We start from the raw sequence: 14,677 nt of genomic DNA on the forward strand, positions 1-14,677 counted from the left end.
AGCCTCCCGAACAGGCTTCCCGAACGCGCCGGAAGCCTCGCCGTTCCCGGCCGAACTTGCGTTTAAACTAAAGCTTGGCCTTGGGAAGCCGCAATGCCGACATTCCGGCCTCAGCCTGGGACGTTCGCCTGCAGTTCGGCCAGCCATGCATCGGCCTGGGCGTCCGACGGCATCCGCCAGTCGCCGCGCGGCGAAAGGGCGCCCCCCGAGGCGATCTTCGGCCCGTTGGGCACGGCCGAGCGCTTGAACTGGTTGGCGAAGAACCGCCTGAGGAACAGCTCCAGCCACCCCTTGATGGTGGGCAGGTCGTAGGCGACGCGCGACGCTGGCGGCGTGTTGGCGGGCCAACCGCCCTTGGCGGCGTCGCCCCAGGCGTTCAGGGCCAGATAGGCGATCTTGGACGGCGCCATGCCGAACCGCGACAGGTAATAGAGATTGAAGTCCTGAAGGGCGTAGGGGCCGACGAAGCTTTCCGTCGACTGGGTCTTCTCTCCCGGCACCAGCTCCGGCGAAATCTCGGTGCCGAGGATGTCCTCCAGCAGCGCCGCGGTGGCGGCGTCCACGTCGCCGGAATGGGCCACGAAGCGGATGAGGTGCTGGATCAGGGTCTTGGGCGCCCCGCTGTTGGGGTTGTAGTGGCTCATATGGTCGCCGACGCCGTAGGTGCACCAGCCGAGCGCCAGCTCCGACAGATCGCCGGTGCCCACCACCAGGCCGCCGTGATGGTTGGCCAGGCGGAACAGGTAGTCCGTGCGCAGGCCCGCCTGCACGTTCTCGAACGTCACGTCATAGACCGGCTCCCCCTCGGCGAAGGGGTGGCCGAGATCGGCCAGCATCTGCTTGGCCGCCGGCCGGATGTCGAGCTCCTGGCCGGTGACGCCGAACGCCTTCATCAGGGCATGGGCGTTGTTCTTGGTCCGGTCGCTGGTGGCGAAGCCCGGCATGGTGAAGCCGAGGATGTTGGCGCGCGGCAAGCCCATCTGATCCATGGCCTTGGCGGCGACGATCAGGGCTTGGGTGGAGTCCAGGCCCCCCGAAATGCCGATGACCAGCTTCCTGAGACCCGACGCCTCGATCCGCCGGGCGAGGCCCTGGACCTGGATGTTGTAGGCCTCGTAGCAGTTCTCCCGCAGCTTGGCCGGATCGGATGGGGTGAAGGGAAACCGCTCGACAGGCCGCGCCAGGGCAAGCTCGCCCGCCGGGGGCTCGAAGCCTGCGCGCGCCTGGCGGAAGTAGTGCTGCGCGGCTTCGGCGGCGTCGCCGAAACTGCCCTGCCGGAAACGCTCCTGCCGGATGCGGGCGACATCGATGTCGGCGACCGCCAGATTGGCCGTGGCGGCGAACCGTTCGGTCTGGGCGAGCAGGGCGCCAAGCTCCCAGATGTCGCCGTGACCGTCCCACGCCAAGTCGGTGGAGGATTCGCCCGCTCCGGCGGCGGCGTAGACATACGCCGCCAGGCATCGCGCGGACTGAGAGGCGCAGAGCAGACGCCGGGTCTCCGACTTGCCGATGACCACGCTGGAGGCCGAGAGATTGAGCAGGATTTCGGCCCCCGCCAGGGCGGCGGCCGTGCTCGGCGGAGACGGCGTCCAGAAGTCCTCGCAGATCTCGGCGTGGAAAGTGAAGGGCTGAACACCTTCAACCTTGAAGACTAGGTCCGACCCAAACGGGATGTCATGGCCCGCGACGGTCAAGGTCTGATCCGAGACGCCGGCGCCGCTGGAGAACCAGCGCTTCTCGTAGAACTCGCGATAGTTGGGCAGAAAGCTCTTGGGGATGGCGCCCAGGACGCGGCCGCCGCCGATGGCGATGGCGCAGTTGAACAGACGCGGCCCGTCACGCAGCGGCGCGCCCACCACGAAGATCGGCGACAGGGTGTTGCTGGCCCTGGCCAGTTCGGCCAGGGCCTCCTCCACCGCGTCCAGCAGGACGTCCTGATGGTGCAGGTCGTCGATGGAATAGCCGGTGAGGCCTAGCTCCGGGAACGCCATCAGGGCGACGCCCTGGGCTTGGCCCTGCTTCACCAGCTCCAGGACCGACCTAGCGTTCGCCGCCGGGTCGGCCAGCCGCACCTTGGGCACGCAGGTGGCCACCCGCACGAATCCGTGACGGTAGGGGTTCAGGAAGGGCAGGTCGGAGGTCTGGATCGCCATGGGCCCTCTTCTAACGCCATAGCGTCAAAAAGCCCTAACGAGGTTCATGTTCACGCGTGCCGCGAAGCGCGGCGCCAAAGAACGCGGAAGCGGCGGCTGATGGAGGCGTCCTCGAACATCACCTTGCGGCCGCCCGCGCCGTCGGCGTGGACCATGATGAAGGGATAGCCGTTCTCGGAGAGGAAACCCTGGATGAACTGCGACAGGCGCGCTTCGTCCTCGACGTGCGCCAGCCGAACCTCGGTCGTGTCGCTCAGGGTTGCGCTCATCATCGGAGCCTCCGCCTTCATTAAGGTTCAGCTAACCACTTTCTCGCAGGCGCGAAAAGAGTTCGCTGTCGCAAAACTTCCACGCAGGGAATGACGTCGCAATACCGTAAGTTCCCTAGTGACCGCCGGTATCAATGCGCGCGACCACCGACATGCCTGGGCTGAGACGGTCGAGACCCGGCTGACCGGGGTCAAGGGCGATGCGCACCGGCAGGCGCTGCGCCACCTTAGTGAAGTTGCCGGTGGCGTTGTCCGGACGGATGACGCTGAACTCCGAACCCGTGGCCGGAGCGATGCGCTCCACCCGCCCGTGCAAGGTGGTGTCGAGTGCGTCCACCGACAGCTCAGCCGGCTGGCCGACCCGGACCCGTTTCATCTGGGTCTCCTTCAGATTGGCCGTGACCCAGATTCGGTCGGGCACCAGCGCCATCAGTTGGGCGCCCACCGCGACCTGCTGCCCCAGGCGGACGCTGACCTCGCCCAGCTTGCCGGCGCGCGGCGCGACAATGCGGGTGTTTTGAAGATCGATGCGGGCGAGGGACACCTGGGCTTCAGCGTTCTCCACGGCCGCCTCCAACGCCTCGCGATTGACCACCGCGGTGGCGACGCCGGTCCCGGCGATGGATTGCTGGGCGCGGGCCTGGGCCACCTGGGCCTCCGCCGCGCGCAGGGCCGCGCGGGTGATGTCCACCTGGGCCTGGGCCACCCATCCGCCTTCGAACAGGGTCTGGGCGCGTCTGGCGTCGGCGCGGGCGCGCACCGCCTGCGCCTCCGCACCGGCCACGCCCGCCGCGCTCTGCGCCACGCCGCCCCGCGCCGAGGACTGGGCCTGGGCGGAATTGGCCAGATTGGCTTTGGCCGCATGCAGCGCGGCCTGCGCCTGCTCCAGCCGCTGGCGATAGATGCGGTCATCGATGGTGGCCAGGACCTGGCCTTGGGTCACCGTCTGGAAGTCCTGCACCGGGACCGCCGTGACATAGCCGGTCACCTGCGGGCTGATCACCGTCACCTGCCCCCGGACGTAGGCGTTGTCCGTGGTCTGCACCGCGCCGGAGAACGGCGGCAGCTTCCAGGCGTAGAGGATGAGGATGGCGCCCAGCAGGCCGACGGCGGCCAGGACGATGGTCCAGAGCACCTTGCGGCGGGGCGTGGCGGGGGTGGCAGGGGTGGCAGGGGTGTCTGTCATGATTGTTTTCCGTCAGGCGGCCGCATCGGTGGCGGCCTCCGCCGCTTCCTTGGCGGCGGCGCGGCGCGCCGCGATGCGCGGGCGCAGGTGGACGATCGTCACCCACACAGATCCCGCAGCAGCGGCGGCGGCGATGAGCAGGAAGACGTCGTTGTAGGCGAGGACGTTGGCTTGCTGGGCGATCTGCTGGCTGAGCAGCTTCATGCCTTCGAGATTGCGGGCGGCGGGATCGACCACGACCCGGGCGTAGGCGCCGGACAGCTGTTGCAGGCGCAGCACCACCTGCGGGTCGCCGAGGTTCACCGCCTCAGTCAGTTGGCTGGAGTGGAACTTCTCGCGAAGAGTCTGGACCGTGCCGACGATGGCGCCGCCGGCCAGGCCGCCGACGTTCTGGGCGATCGAGAACAGGACGATGAAGCTCACGAGGTTCTGCGCCCCCTTGGCCATCACCTGGGAGATGCCGATCAGCAGGGCCGGACCGATGAAGAAGGCCGAGGCGAAGGCCAGCAGGCTTTGGGTGAGAAAGAGGTTCTGCGGCCGCGTCAGGACGGTGGCGTGGCTGTCGATGAAGGCGCCCACGGCGATCAGGGCGAGCGCGATGGCGATCGGCTTGTTCAGCTTGGTCACGTTCAGGGTGAAGGCGCTGGTCAGGGTGCCGGCGATCATGGCCGCCAGGATCACCCAGAACAGGCCGTGCATCTGATCAGGGCCCAGGCCCATCTGCTGCAGGAAGCCCACGGCGCCGGAGGTCTGCTCCGACAGCACGATGCGGACCAGAAGGATCGCCAGGACCAGCCGGATGATGTCGCCGCTGGCCATCCAGTGCAGGTTGATCAGCGGATGCTTGCGGTTGAACTCGATGATCAGGGCCGCCGACAGCAGGATCATCGACCCGGCCAGGGCCCAGCCGATCCAGGCCGCCTCCGTCCACCAGACGATGCGGCCCAGGCCCAGCACCGCGCACAACATGGCCACGCCCGGCGCGAAGAGGGCGAAGGTCACAAAATCCAGACGGTCATAGGCCCTCAGCCGCTCCGACGGCGGCAGCCGCAGGGCGAACACCGCCGCCAGCGAGGCCAGGGCCATGCCCAGCTCGAACAGATGCATCGCCCGCCACTGGTCGAGGTCCAGCAGATGGCTGGAGAAGATCCGCGCCAGGGGCAGGGCGAAGCTGCTCAGGCCGATGCCGATGATCAGCCCCTTCAGCCGATGCGCGGCCGGGAAGGCCTGGATCAGATAGAGGAAGCCGAGCGTCGACATGCCCGCGGCGCACATGCCGGCCACGGCACGCAGGACGATCGCCGAGGTGAAGCTGCTGATGAACAGGTTGCCGATGCTGACCAGGACGAAGACGCCCAGGATCATCCGGGTGAACAGCTGAAGCCCGTACTGCATGCGAAACTTGATCAGCAGCAGGTTCATGCAGGCGTTGGTCATGACGAACACCACCGGCAGCCAGGCGGCCTCCGCCGTCGTGGCGCCGAGCGCGCCGGCCAGCTGCGGCAGGTTGGCGGTCACCACCGCATTGCCGAGGCTGCCGGTGATGGCCACGAGCACGCCGACGGCGGCGTAGGCCATGCGGCGCGCGGCGGGATGATCCGGCGTGGCGGGCGAGCCCGGAAACTGCGGCCGCTCGTGCGGCTGCAGCGTGGCGAAATACTCGGCCCAGGGAAGGTGGTGACCTCTGCTCATGAGCGGGTCCTGAGCCCCTCCAGAACAATCATACGCGCTCTTTGACTCATGGCCCGGGGATCAGTTCCCACCGCATTGGCGGCGGAGCTGAGCATCAGGGCGATGGCGCGGATATCCTCGGGCCCAAGGTCGGATCGGACCAGGCCCGCGGCCTGTGCGCGGGCCAGGGGCGGACCGCCGGCCTCCACCAGGGTCCGGCGCAGCTGGGCCAGCATCTCGGCGGAGCTTGGGGCGCGCAGGGCGGCCGCGAGGCCCGCGTTGCGCACCTGCAATTCGGCGAGGTCCTCGATGAAGGCGAAGAAGGCCTGCGGATCATCGCCCAGCGCGCGCGTGCGCTGCGCCAACTGCTCCAGCTGGTCGATGAACACCGCCAGGGCCAGGACATAGCGGTCGGCGAAGTTGCGATAGAGGGTGGCGCGCCCGACCCCCGCGCGCTCGGCGATCAGGTCGAGGGGCGCTTCCAGCCCCGATTCCGCGAAAACCGTCCGCGCCGCTTCAAGAATATGGGCGCGACGGCGGGCGGCGTCCTGGCGAAGGGGGCGTGTCATGGCCGATTAAGTGGACACGAGTGTCCACTTAATCAAGCCGAAGGTTCGGAAAAGTCGATCAGGCCTTGAGCAGGGCCTCGACCGCGGCGCGGGCGCCGGCGGCCAGTTCCGGGCGCTTCAGGGCCAGGCCGACATTGGCGCGCAGCAGGCCGATCTTGTCGCCGCAGTCATAGGTCGCGCCTTCATATTCGTAGGCGTGGAAGTCCTGCACGCCCATCAGGCGGGCCATGGAGTCCGTGAGCTGGATCTCGTTGCCCGCGCCCTTCTCCTGGGCGGCCAGCAGGCCGAAGATTTCCGGCTGCAGGATGTAGCGGCCGGCGATGGACAGGTTGGAGGGGGCCGTGCCTTGCGGCGGCTTCTCGACCATGCCCGACATGGTGGCCAGGCGGCCGTCGATCTTGCTCGGGGCGACCACGCCGTACTTGTGGGTGTCCTCCATGGGCACCTGCTCGACGGCGACGATGTTGCCGCCCACGCGGTTATAGACATCGACCAGCTGGCTCAGGGCGCCCGGCTCGCCGTCGATGATCACGTCGGGCAGCAGGACGGCGAAGGGCTCGTCGCCGATGATGTCGCGGGCGCACCACACGGCGTGGCCCAGGCCCAGGGGCTGCATCTGGCGCACGAAGCTCATCTCGCCGGCCTTGGGCAGCTCGTCCCGGAGCTGCTTGAGGATGGCGGTCTTGCCCTTGGCCTCCAGCTGCGCCTCCAGCTCGACCTGGTGATCGAAGTAGTCCTCGATGGCGCCCTTTGAGCGGCCGGTGACGAAGACGAAGTGCTCGATGCCGGCGGCGCGGCCCTCGGCGACGATGTAGGACAGGATCGGCCTGTCGACGACGTTCAGCAGTTCCTTGGGCGTCGTCTTGGTCCCTGGCAGGACGCGGGTTCCAAGGCCGGCGACCGGCAGGACGGCTTTACGGACAGGCTTCATCGAATTCCTCCAAATCCCCGAACGGAGTTGGTTTAACGGCCCTCGTCAGGCTTGGCGAGGCTGGAGGAACTCATAACGGGCGGCGCACGCTTGCTTTGTGACAATCGCAGCATCGGGAAGCCCCATGACCGCCGCCGTTGATGACGAAACCGCCCTGGAAGAGGTCCTGGCCTGGCTGGAGCGGCCGCCTCAGCCCGGAACGCCGGAGGACGAGCGCTTCGGCGACCGGCTGCGCCAGGTGCTGGCGGCGAGCCTGCCCCGGGACGACATGAGCGATGACGACGATCCCGAGGCGCCCGCCCCGCTGCCGCTGGACGCCGATCTGCGCGGGCGGCTGGAGGCCCTGGCGCGGCGCAGAACGCAGGCCAATCCGTTCGGCGAGAACCGGGACGGCCTTGGCCCCACGCTCGGCATGGACGTGAGCCGCTCCTAATAGAAGACGATCAGGACGAGCGAGGCGCAAAGGCAGCTCATCGCGATAAGGGTCTTGGCCATGGCCGCCTCCTGGCGGGAAGTGGATGCAGGCCGACAAATAGGCCTTCCAGCTAGGCGTGGCTTGCACGGGCCGCTCGCCGATTGAATCCCTGCGAGAGGCCCGCGCGGGTTGACCCCCGCCCCCACGCGTGCGACTGCGCCGGGCAAAATCACCTGCGCAGCGAGAACCTCTGATGTCCGTGTCCCCCACGACCATGGCAGACGCCATTCGCGTGTTGTCGATGGACGCCGTCCACAAGGCGCGCTCCGGCCACCAGGGCATGTGCATGGGCATGGCGGACGTGGCCACCGTGCTGTGGACCAAGTTCCTGAAGTTCGACGCCGCCAAGCCGGATTGGGCCGACCGCGACCGTTTCGTGCTGTCGGCGGGCCATGGGTCGATGCTGCAGTACAGCCTGCTCCACCTGACCGGCTTCAAGGCGGTGACCATGGAGCAGATCAAGACCTTCCGCCAATGGGGCTCCGCCACCCCGGGCCACCCGGAATACGGCCACACCCCGGGCGTCGAGACCACCACCGGCCCCCTGGGCCAGGGCCTGGCCACCGCCGTCGGCATGGCCATGGCCGAGCGTCACCTGGCCGCCCGCTTCGGCGATGATCTGGTGGACCACCGCACCTGGGTGATCGCCGGCGACGGCTGCCTGATGGAAGGCGTCAGCCATGAGGCCATCAGCCTGGCCGGCCGCCTGAAGCTGTCCAAGCTGACCGTCCTGTTCGACGACAACAACACGACCATCGACGGCGAGGCGACCATCGCCGAGACCGGCGACCAGCTGGCCCGCTTCAAGGCCGCCGGCTGGGCGGTGAAGAAGATCGACGGTCACAACCACGGCCAGATCGCCGGAGCCCTGCGCTGGGCCATGCGTCAGGACAAGCCGACCCTGATCGCCTGCAAGACGCTGATCTCCAAGGGCGCCGGCCGCAAGGAAGGCGATCCGCACAGCCACGGCTACACCCTGTTCGACGATGAGATCGCCGAGGCGCGCAAGGCCATGGGCTGGACCCACGGCCCGTTCGAGACCCCCGAAGACGTGGGCAAGGCCTGGCTGAAGGCCGGCAAGCGCGGCGCCAAGCCCCGCAAGGCCTGGGAGAAGGCCCTGGCCGCCTCGGACAAGGCCGCCGAGTTCAAGCGCGCCATGTCCGGCGAACTGCCGGCCGGCTGGGAAGAGCGCATCGACGCCCACATCGCTGAGATGGCCGCTACCGGCAAGGCCGACGCCACGCGCGTCCACTCCGGTTCGGCCCTGGCGCAGCTGGTCCCGGCCATCCCGGAGATGATCGGCGGCTCGGCCGACCTGACCGGCTCCAACAACACCTTCGTCAAGGGCATGCTGCCCTTCGACGCGCCCAACTATGACGGCCGCTACGTCCATTACGGCGTGCGCGAGTTCGGCATGGCGGCGGCGCTGAACGGCATGGCCCTGCACGGCGGCGTCATCCCCTATTCGGGCACCTTCCTGGTGTTCAGCGACTACAGCCGCGCGGCCATCCGCCTTGGCGCGCTGATGGGCGCCAAGGCCATCCATGTGATGACCCACGACTCCATCGGCCTTGGCGAAGACGGTCCGACCCACCAGCCGGTGGAGCATGTGGCCTCCTTGCGCGCCATGCCCGGCCTGCTGGTCTTCCGCCCTGCCGACGCCATCGAGGCGGCCGAATGCTGGAAGATCGCCGTGACCCAGAAGGCGACGCCGTCGCTCATGGCCCTGTCGCGCCAGAAGGTACCCGCGGTGCGCACCGACATCAGCCAGAACTTCTGCGCCAAGGGCGCCTATGAGCTGGCCGCCGCCGAAGGCGGCGCAGCTCAGGTGACCATCTTCGCCTCGGGCACCGAGGTGTCGGTGGCCGTCAAGGCCCGCGACCTGCTGCAGGCCGAAGGCGTGCCGACCCGCGTGGTCTCCACCCCCTGCTGGGATCTGTTCGAAAAGCAGGACGCCGCCTACCGCAAGGCGGTGATCGGCGACGCTGCGGTGCGCGTGGCCGTCGAGGCCGGCGTGCGGTTTGGCTGGGAGCGCTTCATCGGCGAAGACGGCCTGTTCATCGGCATGACCGGCTTTGGCGCCAGCGCCCCCTATGAGCGCCTCTACCAGGAGTTCGGGATCACCGGCGAAGCCGTGGCGGCCGCGGCCAAGACCCGCCTCTAGGCCCAGCCCTCAAGCTGAAGACTTCGCAGCCCGCCGTCGCCCCGCGACGGCGGGTTCGCTTTGTCGGGCCCGGACGTTAAGGTCTTCTCGTCGCAAAAGGACCTGGCCCGATGTTGCTTGCAGCCTTGCTTATGTTCGGGCTGGCCCAGGAGCCCGCGGCGACCGCGCGGGCTCAGATCACGCCCGCCTGCGCGGAGGGCTTCCGCACCCTGTTGCCAGTCGTCGGTCGGGCGATGGAGAAGCAAACGTTCGCGGACGCGCGGACGAAACTCGACAGCATCGCCGCCGGCCCTTGCAAGGATGACCCCGCCGCGGCCCAGACCCTGCCGATCTACGCCGCGGACCTCTCCCTTCGTGAAGGCAAGTTCGCCCAGGCGATCAAGGAGGCTGGCTCATCGTCGGCGCCGCCACAACACCCGCTCTGGCCGTTCAAGCAGTTGACCGTGATCGCCGCCCATAATGCGCTTGGCGAAACCGACGCGGCCAAACGCCAGCTCGTCGTGCTTTTACAGGCTCACTTTTTAGCGCTCTCAGCCAAGATGAAGCCGCTGGAGCTCTTCAAAACAGACACTTTCCTGGTTCAAGGCTTCGAAGGCCTGCTCGATCAGGGCATTTTCAAGCGAAAGTTTGTGTTCGTGGCTGTCCCTAAGGACGGCGGCATGCCTCAGACGCTCATGCTGACCAACAACATCCAGTTGGACAGCCTTGAACCCGAGAACCCCGATCGCCCTTGGATGTTGGACCGCTACGCCTGCCATACCCGAACCACGGTCAAGGTCTTCGTGGCGCCGCGAACAACTCCCGGACCCGACTACGAGACGGTGAAGGCCGAGGTCATCACCGCCCTGTCCGAGCCGTTTGGCGAGCATAGGAAGGCCGCGCCCGGCGTTCCGGCCTGCGGCTTCGCTGAGTATGTGCTCCCTGGCTATTTCAGCGGCGGACGTTAGGCGGCCGCGGCGTTCAGGGTCGCGTCGGCCGCCGACAGGTCCGGCGTGCGCCCGCCATCGCGCCAGCGGCCGAGCAGAGCGCCGTCACGGCCGCGAATCCAGACCTCGCCTTCGCCCGACAGCTCCGGCGCGGCGGCGAGCCCGCGCGCGAACCGCTCCGCCACCGCGCCGGAGCCGAAGCTGCGCGGCTCGGACATGCCCGGCGCCTGAACGACCCAGCCGAGTTCGGACGGAGAGACGATGATGATATGCGGCACGACAATGCTCGAGACTGACGAGGCCCTGACGCCCCGGCGCACCAAACGCCGAAACCCGCGACAGGTTCACGGGGCGTCGCAATAAGCTGCGATCATGACAGCTTTCCGGTCCAAACCACTGAAAGTTCGCCATAAAGCTGCAATGCGGACGACACATTCACGTAAAAGACAAATCCGCCGGTTGCCTTTGTCGACGAGCATCGCTAAACGGCTGCCTCCACCGCGACGCGCTCCCTTCGTCTATCGGTTAGGACACCAGATTTTCAATCTGGGAAGAGGGGTTCGACTCCCCTAGGGAGTGCCATCGCTGGGTTGATCCCGACATCGGATTGCGACATCGAATCCCGGCCCCTGATCAGGGACGACCGATCAGTGGCGCTTCAAGAACATCAAGCCTTTCTGTCGATCGCTTCTGCGACACGCGCCGGACGATGCTGCCAGCGCCAAGGTCCAGGGTCACCAGGTCGGAACGGAAGCATTCCAATCCGGCGATAGCGTCGGGCGCTCCAGGGATCTGTTGTTGAGGAAGCAGGTTGATGCTGACATCCGCAAAGTTGCGGCCGGCGATCTTGAGACTGTCGATCGTCACCGAGCGTGTGCGCACAGTCCCGCCCAGAACGATGCTCTGGTCATTGCGGCCCGCCCGCCCGTGCAGGCCGTACTCGGCCGCCTTGGTATGTGACAGCGTCAGATAACCGGAAGCGCCGCTGTCGACGAGCGCTCTTAGCGACCGGCCCTCGAGGTCAACCTCGGTCATCAGTGGTGCGCCGCCGAAGCGCGCGCGCAACCCTCGCGGCCTTTGCGCCGACAGCGATAGGGCAAGGCGACGATTAGGCAGGTCCAGTTCGATGATCATGGCGCTGAGGGCGTCGCGGCCGAGCACGACATCGGCCCTGAACGGACCTGCCTGAGCCAGCGGCCCAAGATCGAGCCTAGTGGCGTTCAGACCGACAAGGTCAAGGTCGCCCAAGCTCAAATCGAAGGGCGCGCGCCCTCCAAACGCAACTCCGCCGCCAAGACCGACCGCCGCCATGGGCAGCCCCGCCTCGACCTTCAGGCCCAATCGATCTGCCGTGCCCGCATGGATCACAGACCGTTCGGCGCCGGTGTCGACCAGCACCCTGACCAAGTTCTGGCCTATGCGGCCTTCGATTGTGAGGATCGCCGCCTGCGGCGCTGCGATCTGCAGCCAGCCGGACGACCGGGCAGCCCCTTGCGGCGCGACGTCCGGCGCGCTCCAGATCTGCTCCCGAAACGTCCACGCGGCGGCAAAGCCCGCCCCGACCAATCCCAGCTGAACGAACAGAGCTCGTCGCGTGACCAAAGACCCCCCCGTTGATACCCGGCGCTCATCCACTCATCCGACGAAAAGATTGGTCGGCACGCCTGACAATGATTGAAGCCGCGATCAGGGCGCAGAGTGTCTGCCGCAGCACGATGTCAGCCAGTCAGGACCTTCTGCGCCAGCGCCTGCATCTCCGGGGGCAGCGGGTACATGTGCTTGTACTGGGTGATCTGCTTGGCGATCAGCTTCAGCCTGTCTTGGAACGTCAAAAATGGCAATGTGCCCAACAACGGCCTGTTAAACGGCGCGACATCCGCCCTTTGAAACTCCAGCGCCATGCTTATCCGAGGCTTCTGCGCGAAGGCGCTCGACTGCCCGCCCCAGTGGAGCACCGCCTGGTTCCAGATGAAGTAATCGCCGGGCGCTCCTGGAAGCGCACGGATCGAGGGGAGATCGATCTGCCAGTTTTTGTCCTGGGGCGTCCCGTAGACCGGATCACGGTTCGCCGGCAGTAGGTACATGCAGCCGTTCAGAGGGGAGGCCTCGTTGAGCGGCACCCACATGGTCAAAGACAAGGGCGTTCCGTCCGGTGCCAGCGCCGCGCTGCCCTTGTCGCGATGTGGCTTCCAACCGGCCTGCCCCGCAGTAGGGTCGACGCGCCAAGCCCAAAAATCGGGAAGCACCTGGCAATCGGGGCCTAGGAACTTCGAGAGCATTTGATGCTGCCGATAGAAGGCGGCCCAAGCCTCATCGAATAGAAAGATGAACACCGGCGGGATGCCAAGCTGTGCGCAGTGCTCGATAGCATGCGACAACCGATCCGCGAGATCGACAAGCTGCTCGTCGCGGTCCTGGAAGTAGCCTTCCAGCCGCATCTTCTGGTCAGCCAGAACTGCGGACGCATCGCTCAATGGATTGAGCGGGAACTCGGCCCTTAGCAGGTCGTGAATGGTCAGACCCAGGAATGTCTCGCGCCAAAACTCTTCACGGGTGAGATCGCGAACAAGGCTGGAGGCGTCGACGGAGGCGTGTTCAGCGGATGCTTCAGTCATAGGCTCACTGACCAATTACGACAGCATGCTGAACCAAGTTCCAGCGCTGACCCATGACGCCTAATCCTTAGGCGCGGTCGCTGGCGGCCGCTCGATCTCCTTTGGATCGCCAAGATCCAGGATCGACGGCAGTGGAGCGACTTTTTCAGCCTCGACCGGCTCTTTGGGAAGCGACGAGTTTTGCGGCCGGATCGGCGTGGTGTCCCCCGCCACCGGCGTCGAAAGATCTGGCTGGCGCACGGCGTCAAGGACGTGCGTGACAATCTCGGTCGGGAGGGCGCCTTTCCACTTCACCTTGTTGAAGTTGCGCGTCGGGTCGTATGCGAAGGTCGTCGCCGAGAGAGTCTCGGGCCGCAGCATGCCGGTTGTCGCCAACAACTGCACACGGCTGGTGTACTCATTGGCCCGCGTGCGCAGAAAGTTGATCTGAGCCTGCAGCAGCTCTTGCTGAGCATTCAGAATTTCGATCGTGCTGCGCAAGGCGAAGCGTTCTTCTTCTCGAACGCCGTAGAGCGCCACGGCCGCGGCGCGCATCTCCTCTTCAATCGAGACTAGGCTGTCGCGAGCGAGGGTCAGTTGGTCCCAGCTCTGTGAGACGCCAAACACCGTGTTGCGTCGAGCATCGTCCAGGAGTTGCTGGTCGCGCGTGTTCTCCTGCACCGTTTGACGGATCACTGAGGACACTTGGCCACTGGTGAACAGAGGCTGGGTGAGCGTCACCGAGGCGGTGTAGTTATCAACCCGGCCAAGGCGGTCATCATACTGCGCCACGGGGCCTCGCGACCAATCTATACGGCCGGTGACCTGCGGCATGCGTCCGGCCTTGGCTTCGGCCATGCGTGAACGCGACGCCGCTTCCGTATAGGCCGACTGCAGCAGCAGCGGGCTGTTGAGCTCAGCAAGATCAAAGGCTTCATCGAGCGTGGGCGGCAGCCCATCCAGGTCGGGCTCAGGTTCAAGGGTCCCGGGCGCCTGGCCGATGATGGCAGTGTACTGCGCACGAGAGACGGACAATTGCGCTCTTGCGTTGATGACCTGCGTGCGAGCCGCAGCGTAACGGTGCGTTGACTGCTCCACATCAGTCAAAGTCACCTGACGCACTGAGTACTTATCTTTGCTGTCCTGCAGCATCTTCGCCAGCGCCTGAGCGGACTCTTCGCTGACTCTCAGGATCGCTTCATCCCGTCGAACTCCGACGTAAGCGGAGACGATGCGCGTGAGAAGGTCATATTCGGCGCGACGCAGGCTCTCACGCCCAGCCTTAATCTGGGCCTCAGCGGTGTTGAGCCGGGCTGTCAATCGGCCGCCGGTATAGAGGGGCTGGGCAAGAACGAGTTGTCGACTGCTGGTGTAGTCCTTGTCTTTCTGCTCGCCGGCCGGAGCCAGGATCGAGCCAGGAACGTCGCGTTCGTTGTAGTTGTAGGTGCTGCTGACCTGGCCGCTGGCCTGCATGCCAAAGCCGGCCCGCGCCTGGACGTAGCTTTCGTCGAGCGCCTTCAGCGCGGCGCGCTGAGCTAGGATTTGCGGGTTCGTCCGGTAGGCCAGATCCACCGCTTCGGCCAAGGTGTCGGCCAGGGCGAGGCCGGGCGCCATCGCTCCCAGTACGAGCGCCAGCGCCGAGGCGCATAGGGCAAGCTTCTTCACCATCACCGTCTTCGTCTCTCACCAAGACCGCCGGTCTTCAAACCGCGCGGTCAACCAGATCATCGTGACCTAAT

At 66.5% G+C, this 14,677-nt stretch carries 13 protein-coding genes and 1 tRNA gene; 4 read left to right on the forward strand and 10 right to left on the reverse strand.

What is annotated here, in order from left to right; translation table 11 throughout:
- Positions 1-110 precede the first annotated feature (110 nt).
- The 6 genes from P7B02_RS06880 to galU all read right to left on the reverse strand — a co-directional run bounded on the left by P7B02_RS06880 (position 111) and on the right by galU (position 6,779).
- Complete coding sequence (locus P7B02_RS06880; protein ID WP_277785584.1) at positions 111-2,153, reverse strand: NAD(+) synthase; 2,043 nt, start codon at positions 2,151-2,153, stop codon at positions 111-113.
- A 50-nt stretch (positions 2,154-2,203) separates the two neighbouring features.
- Entirely contained in the window at positions 2,204-2,422 is a 219-nt protein-coding gene (locus P7B02_RS06885; protein WP_277785585.1) for a hypothetical protein, read from the reverse strand.
- Positions 2,423-2,537: 115 nt separating this feature from the next.
- Entirely contained in the window at positions 2,538-3,608 is a 1,071-nt protein-coding gene (locus P7B02_RS06890; protein ID WP_277785586.1) for an HlyD family secretion protein, read from the reverse strand.
- Between the two features lie 12 nt (positions 3,609-3,620).
- Positions 3,621-5,300, reverse strand: coding sequence for an MFS transporter (locus tag P7B02_RS06895; RefSeq protein WP_277785587.1), 1,680 nt, complete (start codon positions 5,298-5,300; stop codon positions 3,621-3,623).
- The gene (locus P7B02_RS06900; RefSeq protein WP_277785588.1) at positions 5,297-5,848 is read right to left on the reverse strand and encodes a TetR/AcrR family transcriptional regulator; all 552 of its coding nucleotides are present in this window, start codon (positions 5,846-5,848) and stop codon (positions 5,297-5,299) included. Before P7B02_RS06900 ends, P7B02_RS06895 begins: the two co-directional genes overlap by 4 nt.
- 58 nt (positions 5,849-5,906) lie before the next feature.
- Complete coding sequence (gene galU / locus P7B02_RS06905; protein ID WP_277785589.1) at positions 5,907-6,779, reverse strand: UTP--glucose-1-phosphate uridylyltransferase GalU; 873 nt, start codon at positions 6,777-6,779, stop codon at positions 5,907-5,909.
- Between the two features lie 124 nt (positions 6,780-6,903).
- Between galU and P7B02_RS06910 the strand changes: the two genes are divergently transcribed.
- The 3 genes from P7B02_RS06910 to P7B02_RS06920 all read left to right on the forward strand — a co-directional run bounded on the left by P7B02_RS06910 (position 6,904) and on the right by P7B02_RS06920 (position 10,365).
- Entirely contained in the window at positions 6,904-7,212 is a 309-nt protein-coding gene (locus P7B02_RS06910; protein ID WP_277785590.1) for a hypothetical protein, read from the forward strand.
- Positions 7,213-7,447: 235 nt separating this feature from the next.
- Positions 7,448-9,418, forward strand: coding sequence for a transketolase (gene tkt / locus P7B02_RS06915; protein WP_431355792.1), 1,971 nt, complete (start codon positions 7,448-7,450; stop codon positions 9,416-9,418).
- 110 nt (positions 9,419-9,528) lie between these two features.
- On the forward strand, positions 9,529-10,365 hold the full coding sequence (locus tag P7B02_RS06920) for a hypothetical protein (RefSeq protein WP_277785591.1): 837 nt from the start codon (positions 9,529-9,531) through the stop codon (positions 10,363-10,365).
- Here P7B02_RS06920 and P7B02_RS06925 read toward each other — a convergent pair.
- On the reverse strand, positions 10,362-10,622 hold the full coding sequence (locus P7B02_RS06925) for a hypothetical protein (protein ID WP_277785592.1): 261 nt from the start codon (positions 10,620-10,622) through the stop codon (positions 10,362-10,364). The genes P7B02_RS06920 and P7B02_RS06925 overlap by 4 nt on opposite strands.
- A gap of 229 nt (positions 10,623-10,851) precedes the next feature.
- On the opposite strand from P7B02_RS06925, the gene P7B02_RS06930 reads away from it, so the two are divergent.
- A tRNA-Glu gene (locus tag P7B02_RS06930) sits at positions 10,852-10,926 on the forward strand.
- Between the two features lie 51 nt (positions 10,927-10,977).
- Here the strand turns inward: P7B02_RS06930 and P7B02_RS06935 are convergent.
- From P7B02_RS06935 to P7B02_RS06945, 3 genes are all read right to left on the reverse strand, one after another.
- Positions 10,978-11,946 (reverse strand): aspartyl protease family protein, encoded by a 969-nt coding sequence (locus P7B02_RS06935; protein ID WP_277785593.1) that lies wholly within the window; start codon positions 11,944-11,946, stop codon positions 10,978-10,980.
- A 116-nt stretch (positions 11,947-12,062) separates the two neighbouring features.
- Positions 12,063-12,959 (reverse strand): phytanoyl-CoA dioxygenase family protein, encoded by an 897-nt coding sequence (locus P7B02_RS06940; protein ID WP_277785594.1) that lies wholly within the window; start codon positions 12,957-12,959, stop codon positions 12,063-12,065.
- A 60-nt stretch (positions 12,960-13,019) separates the two neighbouring features.
- Positions 13,020-14,606, reverse strand: a complete 1,587-nt coding sequence (locus P7B02_RS06945; RefSeq protein ID WP_277785595.1) for a TolC family protein — start codon at positions 14,604-14,606, stop codon at positions 13,020-13,022.
- Positions 14,607-14,677: the final 71 nt, after the last annotated feature.

It is taken from the genome of Caulobacter segnis (assembly GCF_029543125.1).
In the GTDB taxonomy this organism is placed as follows: Bacteria; Pseudomonadota; Alphaproteobacteria; order Caulobacterales; family Caulobacteraceae; genus Caulobacter; species Caulobacter segnis_D.

What these genes read in the sequence shown, in the direction of transcription:
- P7B02_RS06900 (WP_277785588.1), bottom strand. Translation starts at nt 5,848, where the DNA reads ATGACACGCCCCCTTCGCCAGGACGCCGCCCGCCGTCGCGCCCATATT.
- P7B02_RS06940 (WP_277785594.1), bottom strand. Translation starts at nt 12,959, where the DNA reads ATGACTGAAGCATCCGCTGAACACGCCTCCGTCGACGCCTCCAGCCTT.
- P7B02_RS06890 (WP_277785586.1), bottom strand. Translation starts at nt 3,608, where the DNA reads ATGACAGACACCCCTGCCACCCCTGCCACCCCCGCCACGCCCCGCCGC.
- P7B02_RS06885 (WP_277785585.1), bottom strand. Translation starts at nt 2,422, where the DNA reads ATGAGCGCAACCCTGAGCGACACGACCGAGGTTCGGCTGGCGCACGTC.
- galU (WP_277785589.1), bottom strand. Translation starts at nt 6,779, where the DNA reads ATGAAGCCTGTCCGTAAAGCCGTCCTGCCGGTCGCCGGCCTTGGAACC.
- P7B02_RS06910 (WP_277785590.1), top strand. Translation starts at nt 6,904, where the DNA reads ATGACCGCCGCCGTTGATGACGAAACCGCCCTGGAAGAGGTCCTGGCC.
- tkt (WP_431355792.1), top strand. Translation starts at nt 7,448, where the DNA reads ATGTCCGTGTCCCCCACGACCATGGCAGACGCCATTCGCGTGTTGTCG.
- P7B02_RS06920 (WP_277785591.1), top strand. Translation starts at nt 9,529, where the DNA reads ATGTTGCTTGCAGCCTTGCTTATGTTCGGGCTGGCCCAGGAGCCCGCG.
- P7B02_RS06895 (WP_277785587.1), bottom strand. Translation starts at nt 5,300, where the DNA reads ATGAGCAGAGGTCACCACCTTCCCTGGGCCGAGTATTTCGCCACGCTG.
- P7B02_RS06880 (WP_277785584.1), bottom strand. Translation starts at nt 2,153, where the DNA reads ATGGCGATCCAGACCTCCGACCTGCCCTTCCTGAACCCCTACCGTCAC.
- P7B02_RS06945 (WP_277785595.1), bottom strand. Translation starts at nt 14,606, where the DNA reads ATGGTGAAGAAGCTTGCCCTATGCGCCTCGGCGCTGGCGCTCGTACTG.